We start from the raw sequence: 20,739 nt of genomic DNA, 5'->3' as shown, positions 1-20,739 counted from the left end.
GGACGACTGGCATGTTTCGCTCATGACCCTCGTCTTCGACGGTAGAACCGGCGTCTCGGACAGCGAAATCGATCCGACTCCACGCAACGGTGACCCCGACTGGGCGGCCATGGAATCCGTGGATGGAACACCGGCACCGGATTCCCGGAACGACGGGACCGGGCGACGGCATTCGCGGTGGTTCGTGGCGATGACGGCGGTGATCGGTGTGGTGGCGTTCGCCGCACACGATCGTCTGCTGTCGTTCGACTCCTTGTACGGATTGTTCGGCAACGGTGTCGACGCGCTCGTCTACCGACACGGCGGCGCAACCGTGCTCAGTAGCGAAGAGCTGTACTCGTTCTCGCTGTTCGGCACACTGCCGTTCACGTATCCGCCGTTCGCTGCTGTGCTGTTCGCTCCGCTGGGGTTGCTGTCCGACACCGCGGCCGGATTGCTGGTGAACATATCCAATGTCGTATTGCTCTACGTCGTCGTCCATCTGAGTTGGCGACGACTCGGATACGAGAACTGCACACGGACCAGAGTGGTGAGTGCTGCTCTGGCACTGGGCTGCTCGTGGCTCGAGCCGGTGCGCATGTCGCTGTGGTTGGGTCAGATCAACCTGCTGTTGCTCGTGTTGGTGCTGTGGGATCTCGGCCGGCCCGAGGGCAGTCGGCTTCGGGGGGTCGGCGTCGGAATCGCGGCCGGTCTGAAGCTGACGCCCGGCCTGTTCATCGTCATGTCGATCGTGCAGCGGCAGTGGCGAGCGGCATGGACAGCGGCCGGCACCGGTCTGGTCACGGTGGTGATCGGGTTCGTGGTCGTGTCCTCCGACGCGTGGCGCTATTGGACCTCGGCGATCCTCGCCTCGGACCGAGTGGGGTCGACCACGTCTCCCGCGAATCAGTCGGTTCGGGGAATGGTGGCGCGGGCGTGGGGAACCGAGCACCCGCCGGTGATCGTGTGGTTGCCGGCCGCGGTGGTCGTCCTCGCTGCGGGGATGTGGGTGTCGTACCGAGCTCACCGTGCGGGTAGAACACTGCTGGCCATGACGGTGTGTGGTCTCACGGCCGCGATGGTCTCGCCGTTCTCCTGGGGCCACCATTGGGTGTGGTGCGTTCCGCTGCTGGTGATCGGACTCGACGCGTGTACGAGTTCACGAACGAGCGGGCGCGGCCGCACGCTGCGTGTCCTCGGAGTGCTCGCCGCCACTGCACCGTTCGTGGCCTGGTATCGCACACAGGCCGATGTTGTGGTGATCGGCACGTTCATGCAGTCCGTATCGCCGATCGTCGACGCCGGACTACGGAACGCGTATTGCGTTGTCTACGTGATCGTTCTGGCGGTGGCGGCCGTAAGGCTCCGCAAGGACTCGATGGCCTGCTACGTCCCGGCCACACGTTCTTCGATCTGAACGCGATCGATCAGATGGGCCAGGGCGAAGGGATCGTGTGCGAACATTCGCTCCACACTTGCCTTGTCGGTGCCTTCGACGATCATCGTGGCACCACTGTGATCGGCGAGTGGGCTCGACGATCGGAGGATCTTGCGGCGCTCGAGTTCGCGCAGCCACGCGCGGTGATCGGTTCGGTGATCGTCACGCCCGGAGGACGTTTCGGGGGTGTAGGTGTATTGGACGACGAACATCGGCATGTCAGATCTCCATGTCCTCGAGCTCCATTCCCTTGGTCTCCTTGATCTTGTACTTGACGAAGAAGAAAGACAGGATCGCGAAGAACGCGAAGAACGAGTAGATGAATCCGAGTCCGATGGTGTCGGACAACGGTGGAAATGCCAGTGTGATGGCGAAGTTGGCGATCCAGTTCGCGGCGGTACTGATACCGAGGGCGACGGCGCGCATTCGGTTGGGGAACATCTCGCCGAGCATCACCCACATGATCGGACCCCAGGTCGCGGCGAAGAAGACCACGAACAGGTTGGCTCCGACGAGAGCAACCGGGCCCCACGGCGACGGCAATTCGAGTTGGTCGCCGCTGCCCACGGCCTGAGTGAACGAGATGGCCGCCAGTACGAGACCGACGAACATCCCGATCGAGCCGATCATGAGCAGATTTCGTCGGCCGAATCGGTCGACGAACAAGATGGCGACGAATGTCATCGAGACATTGATGACCGAGGTGATCACCGAGGTGACGAACGATTGATTCTCGCTGAAACCGACGGACTTCCACAACGTTGTCGAGTAATAGAAGATCGCGTTGATTCCCACGAACTGCTGCAGAATCGCCATGGTGATGCCGACCCAGACGATCGGTTGCAGACCGAACTTCGGTCCACGGATATCGGCGAACGAGGACTTGGATTCCCGGCGCAGGGTCAACCGGATTTCCTTGACCCTCTCGTTCGGGTCCACTTCCCCGGTGATGTCTCCCAGAATGCGGGCCGCTTCTTCGTCGAGGTGCTTTCCGACGAGATATCTGGGCGACTCCGGAATCAGAGTGGCGAGAAAGCCGTAGACGAGGGCCGGTGCGACGCCGACCAAGAACATCCACCGCCAGGCTTCGAGTCCGAACCACAGGTCGTTCGACGGTCCGCCCGCGGCGTTCTGCAGCACCGCGTCCGACAGCAGCGCGGCGAAGATTCCGACGGTGATCGCCAACTGTTGCAGCGAGGCCAAACCACCCCGGTAGCGGGCCGGGGCAATCTCCGAGATGTACGCGGGCGCGATCACCGAGGCGATACCGATACCAAGGCCGCCGAGTACACGCCAGAGCATGAGATCCGGGACGCTGAACGCGAACCCGGACCCCAGCGACGAAATGGTGAACAGCGCGGAACCGAGCAGCATCACCTTTTTCCGGCCCCAGGTGTCGGCGAGACGGCCGGCGAACCAGGCACCGACCGCACAACCGAGAAGTGCGATGGCGACGGCGAAGCCGGTGACGAACGACGACAGGGCGAAGTTCTCCTGAATGGAGTCCACTGCGCCGTTGACAACTGAGGAATCGAACCCGAACAAGAAGCCGCCGACAGCGGCGGCAATGGTGACTCCGATGACTTTGGCAGTGTGCCGATCGGTGGATTGCGTCATCACGTGACCCAGCTTTCGAGGTGAACCAGCGTCCTTGGTGGTCGATCGCCATCATCGTCCTCGCACCGACGCAATGGGAGCGAAATCGACACGACATTCGCGGCGGGTGGAAAACGGCTCGCCGAAAGCGGCGAATTGTCCGATATTCCACCGGTCGAGCTCGAAGTTGTGGACGAAAATGGCCGGAATATCGTCCACAACTTCGAGTTCGGCGAGATGCGACTCAACGCGCCTGGGCGTCCGACCACTGATCGAAGGTCTGTAGACCGTGATCCGAATCCTGTGTGGTGACCAGCGTTCCGTCTCGCATCGCGCGGCCGTACGCGCCGGGAAGCGGCACCTCGAGCACCGGGCCGCGCGCACCGATTGCTCGTGCGTAGCGCCGCACCATCTTCGCCATGCGCTCTTCACGTGGTCCACCGAGATCGGCGACTCGGCCTGCCGGTGGCCGCTCCGCCAGGTCGATCAGTCGCTCGGCGACCTCGCGGGCTGCGATCGGTTGCGAGACCATCCTCGGGACGACCGTCAGTGGACCGAACGAGGTCTGCGACCGGATCTGCGCGGCGAACTCGTGGAACTGAGTAGCTCGCAGGATCGTCCACGGTACGGCTCCAGCGCGAACGAGGCGCTCCTGCTCCACCTTTCCGGCGTAGTACGCGTACGGGGCCTTGTCTATCCCCACGATCGACAACGCCACGTGGTGCCCGATTCCGGCCGCGCCTTCCGCCGTCAGCAGGTTACGGGTGACGGCAGCGAAGAACGCCGTCGATTCCTTCGCCGAGATCGTCTGCGTCGAGGCGACGTCGATCACTGCGTCGACGCCGGACAGGGCGTCGGGCAGTCCCGATCCGGAGACGAGATCCACACCGGCAGACCGCGACAGGACTACCACCTCGTGTCCGCGTTCCCGCGCAACCTCGACGACGTGCACTCCCACGGTTCCGGTTCCACCGGCTACGGCTAGCTTCATCGCGTTTCCACCTGATTCTCGAGTGATGATGCGGACCGCACTGCGCGGCCCTCCACTCTCTGACGACGCAGCCGAGGCGAATGTCTGTCGTGTGTGGCGACCCAGTGCCGGAGTTTGTCCGGATTGAGCACGATCCAGACGCTCGCGACCATGCAGTCGGCGGTGTCGAACCCGATGACGTCGAACCCGATGACGCCGAACACCGCGCCGTCGCGCCGCATCACGATGCCCGACAGGCCGTTGACGGGTTCTATCGACCAGTCGAGATCGATCGACTTGGCAGTGATGCCGCGAACGAAGCGAGCGACTCGATCGGATCCGAGGATGGCATTGCGGGCCGCGGATACATGGCCGCCGCCGTCGCTGACCAACGTGACGTCGGGTGCGAGCACCGATATCAGGGATGCGATGTCCCCGCTTGCGGAGGCCGACGCGAAAGCCCGCACCACGCGGTCGTGCTCGATGGGGTCGGCAACGGAGCGGCGACGGGAATGGACGTGAGTTCGTGCAGCAGAGGCGAGTTGACGGCAGGCAGCCGGGGATCGATCGAGAACGGTCGCGATCTCGTCGAACGGAACGGCGAACGCGTCGTGCAGTACGAATGCGACTCGTTGCGCCGGACCGAGCGATTCGAGCACCACGAGGAGTGCCAGCGTCACCGATTCCTGCTGCGCAACTCGGTCGGCGGGGTCCGCGGCGGCAGGAGTCTCGGAGTCGCGGCCGCAGACGGGTTCCGGCAGCCACTGCCCGATGTAGTTCTCGCGGCGAGCGCGAGCAGAGCCGAGCAGGTCGAGGCAGATGCGGCTCACGACGCGGGTCAGCCACGCCGCTGGAACGTCGATGGCGTCACGTTCGGCGTCGTTGAGCCGGAACCAGCGGACGACGGTCTCGGACGCCGCATCCTCGGCGTCGCTGTGCGAACCCAGCATTCGGTAGGCGATGCCGATCAGTCGTGCACGCTCGGCCGTGGAGGTCGGCGCACCGATTGCATCGTCGGACGACGTCATCGCTCGTCGACGCGTGCGGCGCGCAACCGGCTCAGAGCGTCCGCATCCGCGGTACCCGCCTCCGCGGAGTACACGACCAGTCGCAGGTCCGCGCCCGGTGCGGTCAGAACGTCACAGTCGAGCGTGATCTCACCGACCTCGGGGTGAACGATCGTCTTGCGGTCACCGACATGCACAGCGGCAACCCCTGAACTCCAGAGCGTGTCGAAATACGCATTCTCACACCGCATGTCGTCGACCAGTCGACGAAGTACGCGGTCGTCCGGATATCTGCCGACCGCTATTCGCAGGTCGGCGACCAGCGCGGTGGCGAAGCGCTCGAGTCCGTCGGCCATCGAGACCGGTCGCATCCACGAGCGTGCTCGGTCGTCGGAGCCGAACACCGCCCGAACCATGTTGCGCTGTTCCGTCGGTACCGACTCCGGGTCACCGTGCAGAGCACTCCACATCGAGTTCCACGTCCTGAGCTGCCACGTCGCGTCGAACACGGCGACGGGATGGTCGTCCAACCGCGCGGCGAGTCGGACGACCTCGAACGGCAGAGCGGTCTGGACCGACTGCTCGGCGGGCGGCAGCAGTCCGGCAGTGCGGTGGAGGTGGGCTCGTTCGGCGGAATCGAGGTGTAGGGCACGGGCGAGCGCATCGACGACCTGCACCGAGGGGTGAGTCGACCGCCCCTGCTCGAGGCGGACGAGGTAGTCCACCGATACGCCCGCGGCCAGTGCGACCTCCTCGCGTCGCAGCCCGGTCGTGCGACGCGTCGCGGTCGGGTCGATGCCGACGGCGTGCGGTGCCAGGCGATCTCGCCACGAGCGCAGGAGCTCGCCCAGTTCCGAACGTGCTGTCGTCACCGTGACAGTATGGCGCGTCCTGCCTGGTATCGGCAGACCCTCCGTTGCGCAGGCCCTGGCAGCCGCCGTGGGCCGATGGCAGGGTCCGAGAGATGACATCGAACTCGAGACCACACACCGTCGTCATGACGGGAGCGAGTCGGGGAATCGGGTGGGCAGCAGCGGAGTCGATACTTCGACTCGACCCGACAGCGCGATTGGTGACGATCGGACGCGGTCCCGGACCGTCTCACTCGCGGGCGACTCACGTGAGAGCCGACCTTCGCTCGGTGGCGCAGACCGCAGCCGCTGTGGACTCCATCGCGCGCAGGATCGTGGCGAAGGAACTCCCGCCGCTCGACGTCGTCGTGGGAAACGCGGGAGTGCAGTGCGCGACGAACTGCAGTGAAACCGAGGACGGGTACGAGACCACGTTCGCCGTCACCGTGGTGGCCAACCATCTCGTGGTTCGCGGTTTCGCAGACGCCCTCGACCGACCGGCCCGCGTCGTGATCACGGTCAGCGACACGCACTTCGGCGACGTCCGGCACAATCTCGGGATGGTTCCCGGTCCGCGATGGGTGCCTCCGGATCGACTGGCGAGGGTGCGCGCCTTCGCCGACCCGGAATCGGTGCGAGCGGGCCGTACCGCCTACTCGACCAACAAACTGGCGGCGATTCATCTGGTGCACGCGCTCGCTCGGGTACTCCCCGCGGGAGTGGACGTGGTGTCGTTCAATCCGGGTTTCGTGCCGGGAACCGGCCTGGCGCGCGATGCCGGGTTCGTGTCGCGATCGGCGATGGTGTGGCTGCTCCCCGTCCTGGCGGTGACGCCGATCGCCTCGACGGCCGCGCAGGCCGGTCGTGCACTGGCCGACGTCGCGCTGGGTGTGATCGCCACCCGATCCGGAGACTATGTCGATCGTCGAACGGTCACCCGATCCTCGGACGAGTCGTACGACCGACAGCGGGAGGACGAACTGTGGGCGTTCCTGAACGACGGTCGAGTTCGAGGTTACGGACGAAAAAACGCGAAAATCCGTCCGTAACCTTGAACTCGGCGGGCCGTACTAGACGCTGGCGACACCCGGCGCGAGGAAGCGCCGACCGGTCGCTGCCTCGGAGGCACCGCTGCGGTCCAGGTACGGGGTGATGCCGCCGTTCCAGAAGCCGAAGCCGCCGCCGAGCAGCAGGCAGAGATCGATGTCCTCGGCTGCTGCTACGACTCCCTCGTCGAGCATGATGCGGATTTCGTCGGCGAATGCCCGGCGGGTCCGGTCGAGAACCTGCTCGGCAGTCGAGGGCGAATCGCCCTGCGGCCACAGCGCGGCGACCTCGGGATCGACGACCTGGCCCTCGGGTCCGTAGGTCCACACACCCGGTTTCTTCGCCTCGACGAGAGCGCGGAATCCCGGCGAGTCCTTGAACCTCTCCGGGTATGCCTCGGCGAGGGTCTCCGCGGTGTGCAGTGCCACGGCCGGGCCGACGAGAGCCAGCAGGGTCAGCGGACTCATCGGCATGCCGAGTTCGCCCACTGCGCCGTCGGCGACATCGAACGGGGTGCCCTCGTCGATGGCGCTGATGATCTCGTTGGACGCACGTGTGACGAGACGATTGAAGACGAATCCGGGGAGATCCGCAGACAACACGGCCGACTTCTTGAGGGTCTTGGCCGTCGCGAATGCCGTTGCCAGGGTGGCGTCGTCGGTCTTCTCACCCTTGACGACCTCGAGCAGTGGCAGGACCGCGACGGGGTTGAAGAAGTGGAAGCCCACGACGCGCTCGGGGTGCTTCAGGTCTGCCGCCATCTTGGTGATCGACAGCGAGGACGTGTTGGTAGCAAGGATCGTTTCGGCAGAGACGAACTCCTCGACCTCGGCGAACACCTTCTTCTTCACGTCGAGGTTCTCGAACACGGCCTCGATGACGAAATCGGTGTTCGCGAACGCCGACTTGTCGATGGAGCCGGACACCAACGCCTTCAACCGATTCGCGGCATCGGGGGACAGACGCTTCTTGCCGAGCAGCTTGTCGATCTCCCCGTGGACGTACCCGACACCCTTGTCGATGCGCTCCTGATCGATGTCGGTGAGGATCACCGGCACCTTCAGCTGGCGCACGAACAGCAGGGCGAGCTGGCTGGCCATCAGTCCGGCACCGACGATGCCGACGCCGGAGATCTTGCGCGCCAACGACTTGTCGGGTGCACCGGCCGGACGCTTCGCGCGCTTCTGCACCAGATCGAAGGCGTACAGCCCGGCGCGGAGCTCGTCCTTGACCAGCAACGTCGACAGCGCCTCGTCCTCGGCCGCGAAGGCCTCGTCGAGCGAGGCCGAGTCGGTGATGTCGGTGCTCTTGGCGAGCTCGAGCAGATCGACTGCGGCGACGGGGCCCGGTGCGAAATTACCGGTCTTGCCGGCCACGATGCCCCTGGCACGGGCGATGGCGTCGTCCCAGGCCTGTCCGCGGTCGATCTCGGGACGGTCGGGAACGATCTCGCCCTTGACGACCTGAGCAGCCCACGCGAGGGACTGTTCGAGGAAGTCGGCTCCGCCGAAGAGGGCGTCGGCGATGCCGAGATCGAGTGCCTGCTGCGGCTTGAGGACGCGGTTCTGGTTGAGAGCGTTCTCGATGACGACGGTGACGGCGTTCGAGGCTCCGATGATGTTGGGCAACAACTGGGTTCCGCCCCATCCCGGGACCAGGCCGAGGAAGGCCTCGGGCAGGCCGAGGGCAGCGGCGTTCTCTGCGACGGTGCGGTAGTGCGAGTGCAGTCCCACTTCGAGGCCGCCGCCGAGTGCAGCACCGTTGATGAAGGCGAACGTCGGAATCGTCGACTCGCGCAGGCGACGGAACACCTTGTGCCCGAGCTGCCCGATCTGCAGCGCCTCGTCCTTGGTCTCGATGTTCGGCACACCGTTGAGGTCGGCACCGACGGCGAAGATGAACGGCTTGCCGGTGACGGCGATGGCCACCGGGTTCGCTGCGAATGCCTCGTCGAGTGCGGCGTCGAACTTGGCGAGACCGCCGGGACCGAAGGTCGACGGCTTGGTGTGATCGAAGCCGTTGTCGAGCGTGACGAGGGCGATGGAGCCCTCGAGCCCCGGTACGGAGACGATCTTGGTGAATGCGTTCGTGACTACCTCGTCGGTGAACGCTGTGGTGATATCACTCATTTGGCTGCTCCCGAGTAGTCAGCGTGGTTGGGGTTCTCCCAGATGACGGTGCCGCCCATGCCGAGACCGATGCACATGGTCGTCAGGCCGTAGCGCACGTCGGGCTGCTGAGCGAACTGGCGGCTCAGCTGCGTCATCAGGCGAACGCCCGAGGAGGCGAGGGGGTGGCCGCACGCGATGGCACCGCCCCACTGGTTGACGCGGGGGTCGTCGTCGGCGATTCCGTAGTGCTCGAGGAAGGCGAGAACCTGGATGGCGAAGGCCTCGTTGATCTCGAACAGGCCGATGTCGTCGATGCTCAATCCGGTTCGGCCGAGCAGTTTTTCGGTCGCGGGGACCGGTCCGATGCCCATGACGGCCGGGTCGACGCCGGCGAAGCTGAAGCCGACCATCCGCATTCCGATGTTCAGGCCGAGCTCGTGCGCGGTGTCCTCACCGGCCAGAATCGCGGCGGTTGCGCCGTCGTTGAGTCCAGCGGCGTTGCCTGCGGTGACGCGGCCTGCGGGCCGGAACGGCGTCTTGAGCTTGGCGAGGTCTTCGATGGTGGTGCCGGGGCGAGGCGGCTCGTCCTCGGTGGCCAGGCCCCAGCCTGCGGCCGACTTGGTGGCGACGGGCACGAGGGTGTCGGCGATGTAGCCGGCCTTCTTGGCGGCGTCGTACTTGTTCTGGCTGGCGACGGCGTACGCGTCGGTGCGGTCCTTGGTGATGCTCGGGAACCGGTCGTGCAGGTTCTCGGCGGTGTTGCCCATGACCAGTGCGCTGGGATCGACGAGCTTGTCGGCGAGGAAGCGCGGGTTGGGGTCGACGCCTTCACCCATCGGGTGGCGGCCCATGTGCTCGACGCCACCGGCGATGACGACGTCGTACTGGCCGAAGCCGATGCCCGATCCGGTGGTGGTCACCGACGTCATCGCGCCTGCGCACATGCGGTCGATGGCGAAGCCGGGGACGCTGCGGGGGAGTCCGGCGAGCAGTGCGGACGTACGTCCGATGGTCAGGCCCTGGTCACCGGTCTGCGTGGTCGCGGCGATCGCGACCTCGTCGATCCGTTCGGGAGGGAGGTTGGGGTTCTTGCGAAGAAGTTCGCGGATTGCCTTGACGACGAGGTCGTCTGCGCGAGTGTCGGCGTACATGCCCTTGGGGCCTGCCTTGCCGAACGGGGTACGGATGCCGTCGACGAAGACGACATTCCTCTGTGAGCTGGTGGACGCGGGTACAGACACGCTTTTCGATCCTCCCGACAGATGCGGACGACTCGCCCGGGTGCCCGGACGCGTCCACTACTGTAGCCGGTATTACCCGTCGGTAACTTGGGAAGGGTCCAGTGCCTTCGCCAGTACCGGCACCACCAGCGTCCGCTGCCAGGGTCGGGCCCCGCCGTCGGCCAGTCGGGCCTCGATCAGCTCGGCCGGGTCCACGTCGGAATCGACCGGATTCTGCCAATCCCACACCAGGCGGCGCAGCAGATCCGGCATCAACAAATTCTCGACCGGCACTGCAACCGATTCGCTGAGCTCGGTCATCGCGGCTCGTACGTCGGCGAGTCGCGCCGCTGCGTCGGGATCGCGGCGAGCCCACCGATTGACCGGAGGTGGCCCGTCGAACGAGGCTGCCATCGAGGGCAATTCGGACGTCGGAAGCGCCCGCGCACGGGTCAGAGCCGAGGCCCACAATCGGGACGATCTGCGCTGACGGGGACCGCCGAAGACCGGCAGTTGCTCGAGCTCCCGCGAGGATTTCGGGTCCGCTGTTGCCGCCGCCACGATCGCCGAGTCGGGCAGTACCCGGCTCGGTGCCACATCACGCTTGGCTGCCAGTTCGTCTCGCGTGGTCCACAATTCGCGAACGGCAGCGAGGGTGCGGGGAGATTTGATCGCATGGATCCCCGATGTCCGACGCCATCTGTCGGTCTTGGGTTTGGGTGGCCCGAGCGTGAGGATGTGGGCGAATTCCTGTGCTGCCCAGTCCGTCTTGCCCTGCTGTTCGAGCTCCTCGGCCATCGCGTCGCGCAGTTCGAGCAGAACCTCGACGTCGAGCGCTGCGTAGTTGAGCCAGGTGTCGGGCAGCGGCCGGGTGGACCAGTCTGCGGCCCCGTGCCCCTTCTGCAGGGCCAGCCCGAGGGTGCGTTCGACGATGGCACCGAGCCCCACGCGATCGAATCCGGCGAGGCGTCCTGCCAGTTCGGTGTCGTACAGCGTGGCAGGCACCAGGCCGAGTTCGGCGAGTCCGGGTAGGTCCTGATCGGCCGAGTGCAGTACCCATTCGAGCGGGTTGATCACCTCGGCGAGCGGGGCGAGGTCGCCGGTGACCGGGATCGGATCGAGCAGGACCGTTCCTGCGCCGCGGCGACGGAACTGCAGCAGGTAGGCGCGCTGGGAGTAGCGGAAGCCGGAGGCGCGTTCGGCGTCGACGGCGAGGGGGCCGTGACCTGCTGCGAGCAGAGCGGCAGCGGCGCGCACGGCGTCCGGCGTGTCGACCACGTCGGGTACGCCGTCAGCCGGGGCCAGTAGCGGAACGGCGACAGGCGCGTTCGCCTCGTCGTCCGGCGTGGTCTCGGGAGAACTCTCGGCTGACATGAGATGTGACTCTAGGCCCTGCGGGTTCGAGAACCGCCCACTATGTCCGGCTGGAACTGCGCTGGCCGAGGGTGGTGATGCCCGCAGGCGGCAAACCGGCTGCGTAGGCGAGCACCTCGCAGAACGCCTCGACGTGCGTCGAGAGGTCCTCGGACGTGGCCGTCCACGAGGCGCGCAGTTCGAGCTGGTGGGCCTTGGGTGGACCGGCGATGTCGCCGTAGCGCACCGAGCTGGTCGAGGTGACCGTGCCGCCGAGTGCGTTGAGCGGCTCCGACCGTGACTCCAGCGCGTCGACCAGCCAACTCCACCCGACCTCGGGGAGCAGGGGATCGTCGGCGAGGGACTCGTCGACGTCCGCCTGGATGTATGCGACCAGTCGAAGGGTGCCGTTCCATGCCTCGGCACCGTCGGGGTCGTACAGCAGAATGAGGCGGCCGAAGGCGTCGCCGTCGCTCTGTTCGTCGACCTGTTCGGAATCGGGATGCTTGACCTCGGCACCGATCGCGTAGCTGTAGGGGGCGAGACGCTGCGGCGGCCGGATCGGACCGATTTCGATCGCCGGGTGTACCTGAGCCCGATGCATCGCGTCGATGGCGGCGCGGAACGGCGCAGGTTCGGCGGTGGAATGGGGTTCGGTCACGTCACCGGACGTTAGACGCGTCACGTTGCCCCGAGGCGGAGGCGCGCCGAGCCGTGATGCAACCGAAGTGGGTGTGTCGCCCTTGGTGGCGGGCGCTTTCCCGACGCGTGGCAGCATGGAACCCGATGAACGCCGAACCGCACGCCACAGCCCCAGCCCGCCGGGAACTCCCGGACGCACCGTTCCTGGCCGCGATCGCGGGTCGAACTCCCTCGCGTCGGCCGGTGTGGTTCATGCGCCAGGCCGGTAGGTCGCTGCCCGAGTACCGCAAGATTCGTGCAGGCATCGGCATGTTGGATTCGTGCTTCCGGCCCGATCTCGTGGCCGAGATCACTCTTCAACCCGTTCGTCGCCACGACGTGGACGCGGCAATCCTGTTCTCGGACATTGTCGTTCCGCTCAAGGCCGCCGGTATCGATCTCGACATCGTCGCAGGCACCGGACCGGTCGTGGCGCAGCCGGTGCGGTCGGCTGCCGACGTCGCGGCTCTGCCGGTCCTGACCGTCGATCAGGTGGAGCCGGTGGCCGACGCGGTGCGGATCCTCACCCGCGAGCTCGCCGGTACGCCGCTCATCGGTTTCGCGGGTGCACCGTTCACCCTCGCGTCGTATCTGGTCGAAGGCGGCCCGAGTCGCAATCACGAGAAGACCAAAGCGCTCATGCGGTCCGATCCGGCGACCTGGCACGCCCTGCTCGACGCATTGGCCACCACGACGATCACCTTCCTGCAGGCTCAGTTGGCCGCAGGCGTCGATGCCGTGCAGGTGTTCGACTCCTGGGCGGGTGCGCTGTCCCTCGCCGACTACCGCGAGTACGTCCTGCCGCACTCGCAGCGAGTGTTCGAGGCCGTGTCCTCGGCCGGTGTGCCGAAGATTCACTTCGGCGTCGGAACCGGAGAGTTGCTCGGGGCGATGGGTGAGGCCGGTGCCGATGTGGTCGGCGTCGACTGGCGGATCCCACTCGACGACGCCGTGCATCGTGTCGGCAACGGCAAAGCCCTGCAGGGCAATCTCGATCCAGCGGTGCTGTTCGCCGGTTGGGACGCCGTCGAGACCGAGGTTCGACGCATCGCCGCCGAGGGAGACCGCGCTGTCGCGGCCGGTGCGCGCGGACATGTGTTCAACCTCGGACACGGAGTGCTTCCCGATACCGATCCCGACATTCTGACGCGCGTGGTGTCGCTGGTGCATTCGTTGTGACGGTGCGGCGATATGCCGTGGTCGGCGGCGGAATCTCCGGCCTCGTCGCGGCGTATCGCCTTCGGCAGTCCTGCGGGCCGGATGCCGAGATCACTCTCGTCGAGGCCTCGTCTCGCATCGGCGGCACGCTGCGCACCACCTCGGTCGGCACGGACTCCCTCGACGTCGGTGCTGAGGCCTTCATCGGTAGACGTCCCGAGGTGCCGGCACTGCTCGCCGAGCTCGGTCTGTCGGATCAGCTGGTGTACCCGGCACCGGTGCGACCGCTCGTCTTCTCCGGCGGTCGAACACACCCTCTTCCGCCCGGCACCCTGATGGGCATCCCCTCGTCCGCCGATTCCGTTCGGGATCTGGTGGACCCCGAAGACCTGCACCTCATCGAGACCGAAACCGCCCGGCCCTTCGCCTGGACCGCGGGATCCGACGTCAGCGTGGCCGAACTCGTGGGCACCAGATTCGGCTCCCAGGTGGTCAGCCGTTCGGTCGATCCGCTGCTCGGCGGCGTGTACTCCGGTTCGGCGAGCTCCATCGGCGTCCGCGCGGCACTGCCCACGTTGGCTGCGGCATTGGACGGCGGAGCGGCGAACCTCACCGAGGCAGTGCAGGCAGCACTGCTCACCCCGTCGCCGGGGCCGGTGTTCGGCGGGCTGCGCGACGGCTATGCGGTGTTGCTCGATGCCCTCGTCGCTGCGACCGATGCCAGGACGGTCGTCGGAGCAGGCGTCGGCGAGATCCGCCGCGAGTCCGGCGGATGGTTCGTCGACGGACTCGGATCCGTCGACGGAGTGGTGCTGGCGGTCCCTGCGCCCATTCTCGGTCGGCTCATCGCCGAGGTGGCACCCGCGGCGTCGCAGGCCGCGCGGGAGATCGAACTCGCATCCTCGGTCGTCGTCGCGCTCGCCTTCCCCAAGACCACGGAGCTACCGCAGAATTCGGGAATCCTGGTGGCCACGGACGCGGGCCTGGACGTCAAGGCATTCACCCTGTCGAGCCGCAAGTGGCCACACCTGGGTGAGCGTGACGCGGTACTGCTGCGGGCCTCGCTCGGCCGATTCGGTGACACCACGGCGTCGGACCGATCCGATGCGGAGTCGATAGAGACAGCCTCGAACGATCTGCGGACGGTGGCCGGAATCGATGTGCGGCCGCTCGCCGCGACCGTGCAGCGCTGGCCGGGGGGCCTGCCGCAGTACGCGCCGGGTCACCTCGATCGCGTCGCCGCCATCGAGGCCGGGGTCGCCGACCTACCCGGTCTCGAGGTCACCGGGGCCTGGCAGCGCGGCGTCGGGGTGCCGGCGTGTATTGCGTCCGCCACCACCGCTGCCGCTCGTCTGATCGAAGTGGCACGATAGGGCCATGGCACGCCTCGATTACTCAGCGCTCAACTCCACACTTCGCTACTTGATGTTCTCGGTCTACAAGGTCACGCCCGGCGTTCTGGGCGAGGATCGGGCCGCGGCCGCGAAGGAAGCGAAGGTGTTCTTCGAAGGTCGTGAGGACAAGGGTGTCGCGGTGCGCGGGGTCTACGACATCGCCGGCATGCGCGCCGACGCCGATTTCATGGTGTGGACCCACGCCGAGCGCATCGAGGACCTGCAGGCGACGTATTCCGATTTCCGTCGCACCACCGCGCTGGGCAAGGCGAGCACACCGGTGTGGAGCAACACCGCGCTGCACCGTCCGGCCGAATTCAACAAGAGCCACGTCCCGGCTTTCATCGCCGGTGAGGATCCGGGCGCGTACATCTGCGTCTACCCGTTCGTCCGCTCGATCGACTGGTACCTGCTGCCCGACGACGAGCGTCGCACAATGCTCGCCGACCACGGCAAGGCAGCACGCGACTACAAGGACGTTCGTGCGAACACCGTGCCGTCGTTCGCGCTCGGCGACTACGAGTGGATTCTGGCCTTCGAGGCTCCCGAGCTCGATCGCATCGTCGACCTGATGCGTGACCTGCGGGCCACCGAGGCGAGGCGTCACGTGCGCGAGGAGACTCCGTTCTTCACCGGCCCTCGGGTCGAGGTGGACGCGCTCGTCGAATCTCTGCCGTGACGACCACGGGCACACCCGCGATCGAGGCCGTCCTGTTCGACTTCTCGGGCACGCTGTTCAGGCTCGAGGAGGAGCCCTCGTGGTTCGACGGCGTCCACGATGCCGACGGCACTCCGGTCGACGGAGCGGGAGCCGCAGAGCTGATGCGGCGCATGACTGCTCCGGTCGGGGAGACGGTGGAGTTCGACGACGCCACCAGACACGCCTGGCGAAACCGAGATCTCGACCCGGCGCTGCACCGACAGGCGTACCTGCACGTGCTCGCACAGTCGGGGGTCAGCGACCCGCAGCAGGCCGAGTCGGTGTACGGACGCGTGATCGACGCAGATTCCTGGACGCCGTATCCGGACACCGAGGCGGTGCTGAAAAGGCTTGCGCACGAGTCGGTTCGGGTCGGAGTGTTGAGCAACATCGCCTTCGACATCCGTCCTGCGTTCGTCGATCGCGGTCTCGATCGGTACGTCGACGAATTCGTGCTCTCGTTCGAGGTGGGTCACGTCAAACCGCAGCCAGAGATCTTTCGGCACGCCGTCGCCGCTCTGGGCGTCGATCCGTCGCGGACGCTGATGGTCGGCGACAGCGACGAAGCCGACGGTGCCGCGCGGGAGATCGGATGCAACTTCGCGCTCGTGGATCCGGTGCCGACGGCGCAGCGGCCGGATGCACTGCTGGCAGCGTTGAGCGCGTTCGGAATTCGATGACCAGGGTGGTTCGATGACCGGAGCGGCCGGCGTCCAGCACATGGGCCATTGGGGCATGTTTCGGGCCGAGTCGGACGGACGAGAAGTCACTGCGGTCCATCCCCAGGTGACCGACAGCAACCCTTCCCCGGTGTTGGGAAACCTCGTCGGGTCGGTGACCCATCGATCGCGCGTTACCTCACCCGCGGTACGCAGAGGCTGGCTCGAGCGCGGCCCGGGTCCGACCGACAAGCGTGGCAGCGATGAGTTCGTCGACGTCTCGTGGGACGAGTTGACCGACCTGCTGTCCAACGAATTGCGCAGAGTTGTCGGCACATACGGCAACAGCGCCATCTACGGCGGCTCGTACGGGTGGGCGAGTGCCGGACGCTTCCATCACGCGCAGAGCCAGGTGCATCGCTTCCTGAACTGCATCGGCGGTTACACGCGATCGGTTCACAGCTACTCACTCGGTGCGACCGGTGTCATCATGCCGCACGTTCTCGGCGCGCACTGGAAGATGTTCTCGCGCTCCACATCCTGGAACGTCATAGCCGAGCACACCGAATTGTTGGTGGCGTTCGGTGGAGTTCCGGTGAAGAACACCGGCATCAATCACGGCGGTACGTCCGATCATCCGACGGTCGACTCACTCGACGCGATGCGGGCTCGCGGTGGGCAGATCGTCACCGTGAGTCCGCTACGCAACGACATGAGCGGCGACGCTCGATGGATCGCGCCGCGACCCGGTACCGACGTGGCGATGATGCTGGCACTCGCGTACGTGCTGGCCGACGAGAAGCTGCACGACACAGCGTTTCTGGAGAAGTACTGCGAGGGATACCCCGAGTTCGAGCGCTACCTGCTCGGCAGCACGGACGGCACACCCAAGACCCCGCGGTGGGCGTCGACGATCTGCGGCATCGAGTCCGCGGTGATCGCTGATCTGGCCCGAGAGATGGCGTCGAAACGCACGATGGTGACGGTCACCTGGTCGCTGCAGCGGACGCGGCACGGCGAGCAGGCCCCGTGGATGGGCGTCACCTTGGCGTCGATGCTCGGTGGGATAGGCGTTCCGGGAGCAGGATTCGGGCACGGGTACGGGTCGATGAACGAGCCCGGTCTGGCCCCGGTGCCGTATCCGTTGCCGACTCTGCCGCAGGGGATCAATCCCGTTCCCGACCTCGTTCCGGTCGCCGCCGTCTCGGACATGCTGCTGAACCCGGGCTCCCAATTCGATTACGACGGTAAGCGATTGACCTATCCCGACATCAAGATCGTCTACTGGGCCGGCGGCAATCCGTTCCACCACCACCAAGACCTCGGGCGGCTGCGTCGCGCGCTCGGCAGAGCCGACACGGTCGTCGTACACGATCCGTACTGGACACCGATGGCCAAGCACGCCGACATCGTCGTCCCGTCGACCACGTCGTTGGAGCGATCGGACCTGAGCTGCACGCGCAACGATCCCTTGCTCGTCGCCATGTCACCCGCCGCCGAGCGCTTCGCCGAATCCCGCGACGATTACGACACGTTCGCCGAGCTGGCGACGAAACTCGGTGTGGTCGAGCAGTTCACCGAGGGGCGTAGCTCGCAGCAGTGGCTCGAGCACATGTACGAGCAGTGGCGCGGATATCTACGCGCCGACGGCGTCGACACTCCGGAATACGAAAACTTCCGGCGTGAAGGTTCGTTTCGGATGAAGACCGAGGACGATCTGACGTTCTTCGAGGATTTCCGACGCGATCCGGTGGGCAACGCGTTGCGCACCCCGAGCGGGAAAATCGAGATCTTCTCGGCGACGGTGGACGGCTTCGGCTACGACGACTGCCAGGGTCATCCGATGTGGTTCGAGCCGACCGAGTGGCTCGGCGGACCGCGGGCCGAGCAGTTTCCGTTGCACCTGATCGCGAATCAGCCGCGCACCAGGCTGCACAGTCAGCTCGATCACGGTGCGGTGAGCCGGAACTCGAAAATTCGGGGCCGCGAGCCGATACGCATGCACTCGTCGGCGGCCGGGGCCAGGGGAGTGTCGGACGGCGACGTGGTGCGGGTGTTCAACGACCGCGGTTCGTGCCTGGCCGGTGTGGTCGTCGACGACGCGCTGCTCGAGTCTGTCGTCCAGTTGTCCACCGGGGCCTGGTACGACCCCGAGGATCCGGCCGATCCCGATTCGATGTGCGTTCACGGGAGCGTGAACGTGCTCACCGCAGACGAGGGATCGTCGGCGCTCGCACGCGGCTGCACCGGCCAACACGTGTTGGTGGAGATCGAACGCTACGACGAGCCGTTGCCGCCGATCACAGCGTTCGATCCACCGGTTCGGTTGGGGGTCAGAACACGACCCGAGAGATGATCTCGGCGACGAGTGCAGGCTTGTCCTCGCCCTCGATCTGCAACGTTCCCGCCGTCACCATCTGCAGTGCTCCGCCGGATACCTCTTCGACCGAGACGAGGGTGGTCTGCAGACGCACGTGGGCTCCGACCTTCACCGGGTTGATGAAGCGAACCTTGTTGGAGCCGTAGTTGATTCCGAGCTTGGTGTTCTCGATGGTGTAGATCTGCCAGTTGAGCATCGACACCAGGGACAGGCTCAGAAATCCGTGGGCGATAGGTGCGCCGAACGGGCTTTCCTTCTTCGCCCGCTCGACGTCGACGTGGATCCACTGATGATCGCCGGTGGCGTCGGCGAAGGTGTTCACCCGTTCCTGGGTGATCTGCAACCAATCGCTGGTGCCGAGGTCTTCGCCGACGGCCGCTTTGATCTGCTCTGGTGACGTGAAAGTGCGCATGCTCACAGTATGGACGAAGCAGCGCCGATCAGGATGCAGGCTTGAGTGTCAACGAAATCGAGTTGATGCAGTACCGCTGGTCGGTCGGCGTGGGGTAGCCCTCCCCTTCGAAGACGTGGCCGAGGTGGCTGTGGCAGGTGCGGCAGATGACCTCGACGCGGCGCATTCCGAGCGAGGTGTCCTCCTTGAGGATGACGGCGTCGGTGTCGGCCGGGTCGAAGAACGACGGCCAGCCGCAGTGCGACTCGAACTTCTCGGTGCTGCGGAACAGTTCGGCACCGCAGGCGCGGCATTCGTAGATGCCTTCGGTGGTGGTGTCGGTGTATTCCCCGACTCCTGGGCGCTCGGTGCCTGCCTGCCGCAGCACCGCATACTCCTCGGGGGTCAGCTTCTCGCGCCACTGTGCATCGGTGAGCTGGACGGCCGGGGCGGAATTGTTGTCGGTAGCTGAACTCATGCTCACACGCTAATACGTTTTGTCGGGCTATGCCGTTTTCGCTGGTGGCGCGCTCGGCAGTAGGTAGCTGGGTTCTATTCCGTCCTCCAACCGCCCTTCGCTGCGTGCGGCGAACCAGCGGGCGACGAGGACCCCGAAGATGACGACGATCAGCAGTGCCCAGCCGAAGGTGGTGCGCAGGTAGTCCAAGGCCCGGCCGGTTTCGATCCAGCGCCCAGAGAGCCATCGGTCGTAGTTCATGAACCCGTAGATCGCGAGCCAGGCGGGCCAGTTCCGCAGCACCGAATTCTTCAGCACGACGGTCATCAGCAGCGGGAACAGCATCATCGAGTAGTACATCTGGCCGAGCGAGCCCAGCAGCCAGTGCGCGGTGAGGATCAACCCCGATGTGGTGGCGAAGAAGAACAGACGGTCCTCGCGGCAGTATCGGTAGAGCAGCCACAGCGAGATCAGAACCATGATTCCCAGTACCGCTCGTATTCCGAGGGTGAGGAGTTCGGGGACACCGTAGTAGCGGCCGTTGCCGACGACTGCGCTGTTGAAGTAGTCGCGAGTCTGCAGCAGGTACGGCAGCGTGCGATCGATGAAATTCATCGGATCCACCGACAACGGCCAGGCGATGGCCATCATCACGACCGGAATGGCGATCGAGGTGATGAACACCTTCCATTGACGCGTCATCAGCGGGAGCAGGAGGAGCGGCGCGAGCATCGGCTTGATCGCCAGAGTCAAACCCATGGCGACGCCCGCCGACAGGTCCTTGCGCTGAAGGAGGAACCCGAGGAAGGCCACCTCGCCGAGCAGAACGAAGCCGTTGAAGTTGGTGAACACCAACGTGTTGGTGACGGTTTCGCTGACGAAGGCGGCCAGCAGGAGAGCGGGGGCCGCGACCGAATCGAGCCGGAACCCGAAGATGCGCAACAGGATGTACAACGCCAGGAGAATGGCGATCGTGCTGGCGAGGATGAACAGCCAACGAGACCGCTCGGGGTCGATGACGGCGATGGGGGACAGCAGCATCGTCGCGCTCGGTTGGTACAGGTAGTGCGGATCGACGGAGTCGAAGTTCGCGGTGTACACCGGCTGACGGTTGAGAAATGCCAGGGCAGCGCTGTACACCGGGTTGAAGTCGTTGGTGATGTCACCGTTGACCGCCTTGATCACCACGCGCTGGATGACGGTCATGATGGCGATCGGCCACAGGGCGTACTTGATTACCTCGGCGGTCGTCCGCCCCGAACGCGGCTCCAGAAAGCTAAGTGACACCCGGGAACGGTACCCGAGGCGGTGACCGTCCCGGCGAAGGACACCCCGCGACGGGTACCG

At 65.8% G+C, this 20,739-nt stretch carries 19 protein-coding genes; 7 read left to right on the top strand and 12 right to left on the bottom strand.

Going from position 1 to position 20,739, the window contains the following annotated elements:
• The first annotated feature begins 22 nt into the window (after positions 1 to 22).
• Positions 23 to 1,396, top strand: a complete 1,374-nt coding sequence (locus NY08_RS05885) for a glycosyltransferase 87 family protein (protein WP_144407316.1) — start codon at positions 23 to 25, stop codon at positions 1,394 to 1,396.
• On the opposite strand, the gene NY08_RS05880 is transcribed toward NY08_RS05885, so the two are convergent.
• The 5 genes from NY08_RS05880 to NY08_RS05860 form a co-directional block, all read right to left on the bottom strand.
• Positions 1,366 to 1,635, bottom strand: a complete 270-nt coding sequence (locus NY08_RS05880) for a YciI family protein (RefSeq protein WP_032397932.1) — start codon at positions 1,633 to 1,635, stop codon at positions 1,366 to 1,368. The two genes, NY08_RS05885 and NY08_RS05880, sit on opposite strands and share 31 nt — an antisense overlap.
• Position 1,636: 1 nt before the next feature.
• The gene (locus NY08_RS05875; protein WP_045195386.1) at positions 1,637 to 3,034 is read right to left on the bottom strand and encodes a sugar porter family MFS transporter; all 1,398 of its coding nucleotides are present in this window, start codon (positions 3,032 to 3,034) and stop codon (positions 1,637 to 1,639) included.
• Between the two features lie 223 nt (positions 3,035 to 3,257).
• Positions 3,258 to 4,004 carry an SDR family oxidoreductase gene (locus NY08_RS05870; protein WP_032397934.1) on the bottom strand — a complete coding sequence of 249 codons (747 nt, stop codon included), beginning with the start codon at positions 4,002 to 4,004 and terminating at the stop codon, positions 3,258 to 3,260.
• The gene (sigJ, locus tag NY08_RS05865; protein WP_082073700.1) at positions 4,001 to 5,011 is read right to left on the bottom strand and encodes an RNA polymerase sigma factor SigJ; all 1,011 of its coding nucleotides are present in this window, start codon (positions 5,009 to 5,011) and stop codon (positions 4,001 to 4,003) included. The genes NY08_RS05870 and sigJ overlap by 4 nt, the downstream gene beginning before the upstream one ends.
• On the bottom strand, positions 5,008 to 5,862 hold the full coding sequence (locus tag NY08_RS05860) for a helix-turn-helix domain-containing protein (protein WP_052683719.1): 855 nt from the start codon (positions 5,860 to 5,862) through the stop codon (positions 5,008 to 5,010). Before NY08_RS05860 ends, sigJ begins: the two co-directional genes overlap by 4 nt.
• A gap of 92 nt (positions 5,863 to 5,954) precedes the next feature.
• Between NY08_RS05860 and NY08_RS05855 the strand changes: the two genes are divergently transcribed.
• Positions 5,955 to 6,890 (top strand): SDR family NAD(P)-dependent oxidoreductase, encoded by a 936-nt coding sequence (locus NY08_RS05855; RefSeq protein ID WP_235387119.1) that lies wholly within the window; start codon positions 5,955 to 5,957, stop codon positions 6,888 to 6,890.
• Positions 6,891 to 6,911: 21 nt separating this feature from the next.
• On the opposite strand, the gene NY08_RS05850 is transcribed toward NY08_RS05855, so the two are convergent.
• From NY08_RS05850 to NY08_RS05835, 4 genes are all read right to left on the bottom strand, one after another.
• The gene (locus NY08_RS05850; RefSeq protein WP_045195382.1) at positions 6,912 to 9,017 is read right to left on the bottom strand and encodes a 3-hydroxyacyl-CoA dehydrogenase NAD-binding domain-containing protein; all 2,106 of its coding nucleotides are present in this window, start codon (positions 9,015 to 9,017) and stop codon (positions 6,912 to 6,914) included.
• A complete protein-coding gene (locus tag NY08_RS05845; protein WP_045195380.1) occupies positions 9,014 to 10,240 on the bottom strand; it encodes a thiolase family protein in 1,227 nt (408 codons plus the stop codon). The genes NY08_RS05850 and NY08_RS05845 overlap by 4 nt, the downstream gene beginning before the upstream one ends.
• A gap of 72 nt (positions 10,241 to 10,312) precedes the next feature.
• Positions 10,313 to 11,593, bottom strand: a complete 1,281-nt coding sequence (locus NY08_RS05840; RefSeq protein ID WP_045195378.1) for an HRDC domain-containing protein — start codon at positions 11,591 to 11,593, stop codon at positions 10,313 to 10,315.
• Positions 11,594 to 11,633: 40 nt separating this feature from the next.
• Positions 11,634 to 12,233 (bottom strand): DUF3000 domain-containing protein, encoded by a 600-nt coding sequence (locus NY08_RS05835; protein ID WP_032397938.1) that lies wholly within the window; start codon positions 12,231 to 12,233, stop codon positions 11,634 to 11,636.
• A gap of 125 nt (positions 12,234 to 12,358) precedes the next feature.
• On the opposite strand from NY08_RS05835, the gene hemE reads away from it, so the two are divergent.
• The 5 genes from hemE to NY08_RS05810 are packed head-to-tail and all read left to right on the top strand — an operon-like array spanning position 12,359 to position 18,520.
• Positions 12,359 to 13,432 carry a uroporphyrinogen decarboxylase gene (gene hemE, locus NY08_RS05830; protein ID WP_045195375.1) on the top strand — a complete coding sequence of 358 codons (1,074 nt, stop codon included), beginning with the start codon at positions 12,359 to 12,361 and terminating at the stop codon, positions 13,430 to 13,432.
• Entirely contained in the window at positions 13,429 to 14,784 is a 1,356-nt protein-coding gene (locus tag NY08_RS05825; RefSeq protein ID WP_045195373.1) for a protoporphyrinogen oxidase, read from the top strand. The genes hemE and NY08_RS05825 overlap by 4 nt, the downstream gene beginning before the upstream one ends.
• Before the next feature lie 4 nt (positions 14,785 to 14,788).
• Complete coding sequence (hemQ, locus tag NY08_RS05820; protein ID WP_032397941.1) at positions 14,789 to 15,484, top strand: hydrogen peroxide-dependent heme synthase; 696 nt, start codon at positions 14,789 to 14,791, stop codon at positions 15,482 to 15,484.
• Entirely contained in the window at positions 15,481 to 16,185 is a 705-nt protein-coding gene (locus NY08_RS05815; RefSeq protein WP_032397942.1) for an HAD family hydrolase, read from the top strand. The genes hemQ and NY08_RS05815 overlap by 4 nt, the downstream gene beginning before the upstream one ends.
• A 13-nt stretch (positions 16,186 to 16,198) precedes the next feature.
• Positions 16,199 to 18,520 (top strand): molybdopterin-dependent oxidoreductase, encoded by a 2,322-nt coding sequence (locus NY08_RS05810; RefSeq protein ID WP_158462510.1) that lies wholly within the window; start codon positions 16,199 to 16,201, stop codon positions 18,518 to 18,520.
• On the opposite strand, the gene NY08_RS05805 is transcribed toward NY08_RS05810, so the two are convergent.
• From NY08_RS05805 to NY08_RS05795, 3 genes are read right to left on the bottom strand one after another with little or no spacing between them, the layout of a single operon-like run.
• A complete protein-coding gene (locus NY08_RS05805; protein ID WP_045195371.1) occupies positions 18,498 to 18,956 on the bottom strand; it encodes a MaoC family dehydratase in 459 nt (152 codons plus the stop codon). The genes NY08_RS05810 and NY08_RS05805 overlap by 23 nt on opposite strands.
• A 28-nt stretch (positions 18,957 to 18,984) precedes the next feature.
• On the bottom strand, positions 18,985 to 19,413 hold the full coding sequence (gene msrB, locus NY08_RS05800) for a peptide-methionine (R)-S-oxide reductase MsrB (protein WP_045195370.1): 429 nt from the start codon (positions 19,411 to 19,413) through the stop codon (positions 18,985 to 18,987).
• A gap of 27 nt (positions 19,414 to 19,440) precedes the next feature.
• Positions 19,441 to 20,679, bottom strand: coding sequence for a glycosyltransferase family 87 protein (locus NY08_RS05795; RefSeq protein WP_032397945.1), 1,239 nt, complete (start codon positions 20,677 to 20,679; stop codon positions 19,441 to 19,443).
• Between the last annotated feature and the right edge of the window lie 60 nt (positions 20,680 to 20,739).

This window comes from Rhodococcus sp. B7740 (assembly GCF_000954115.1).
In the GTDB taxonomy this organism is placed as follows: Bacteria; Actinomycetota; Actinomycetes; order Mycobacteriales; family Mycobacteriaceae; genus Rhodococcoides.
The sequence above is the reverse complement of the archived record's forward strand: the minus strand, read 5'-3'. Positions and strand labels throughout refer to the sequence as shown.

What these genes read in the sequence shown, in the direction of transcription:
- NY08_RS05855 (WP_235387119.1), top strand. Translation starts at nt 5,955, where the DNA reads ATGACATCGAACTCGAGACCACACACCGTCGTCATGACGGGAGCGAGT.
- hemQ (WP_032397941.1), top strand. Translation starts at nt 14,789, where the DNA reads ATGGCACGCCTCGATTACTCAGCGCTCAACTCCACACTTCGCTACTTG.
- hemE (WP_045195375.1), top strand. Translation starts at nt 12,359, where the DNA reads ATGAACGCCGAACCGCACGCCACAGCCCCAGCCCGCCGGGAACTCCCG.
- NY08_RS05850 (WP_045195382.1), bottom strand. Translation starts at nt 9,017, where the DNA reads ATGAGTGATATCACCACAGCGTTCACCGACGAGGTAGTCACGAACGCA.
- NY08_RS05810 (WP_158462510.1), top strand. Translation starts at nt 16,199, where the DNA reads ATGACCGGAGCGGCCGGCGTCCAGCACATGGGCCATTGGGGCATGTTT.
- NY08_RS05840 (WP_045195378.1), bottom strand. Translation starts at nt 11,593, where the DNA reads ATGTCAGCCGAGAGTTCTCCCGAGACCACGCCGGACGACGAGGCGAAC.
- NY08_RS05875 (WP_045195386.1), bottom strand. Translation starts at nt 3,034, where the DNA reads ATGACGCAATCCACCGATCGGCACACTGCCAAAGTCATCGGAGTCACC.
- NY08_RS05870 (WP_032397934.1), bottom strand. Translation starts at nt 4,004, where the DNA reads ATGAAGCTAGCCGTAGCCGGTGGAACCGGAACCGTGGGAGTGCACGTC.
- msrB (WP_045195370.1), bottom strand. Translation starts at nt 19,413, where the DNA reads ATGAGTTCAGCTACCGACAACAATTCCGCCCCGGCCGTCCAGCTCACC.
- NY08_RS05805 (WP_045195371.1), bottom strand. Translation starts at nt 18,956, where the DNA reads ATGCGCACTTTCACGTCACCAGAGCAGATCAAAGCGGCCGTCGGCGAA.
- sigJ (WP_082073700.1), bottom strand. Translation starts at nt 5,011, where the DNA reads ATGACGTCGTCCGACGATGCAATCGGTGCGCCGACCTCCACGGCCGAG.
- NY08_RS05885 (WP_144407316.1), top strand. Translation starts at nt 23, where the DNA reads ATGACCCTCGTCTTCGACGGTAGAACCGGCGTCTCGGACAGCGAAATC.
- NY08_RS05880 (WP_032397932.1), bottom strand. Translation starts at nt 1,635, where the DNA reads ATGCCGATGTTCGTCGTCCAATACACCTACACCCCCGAAACGTCCTCC.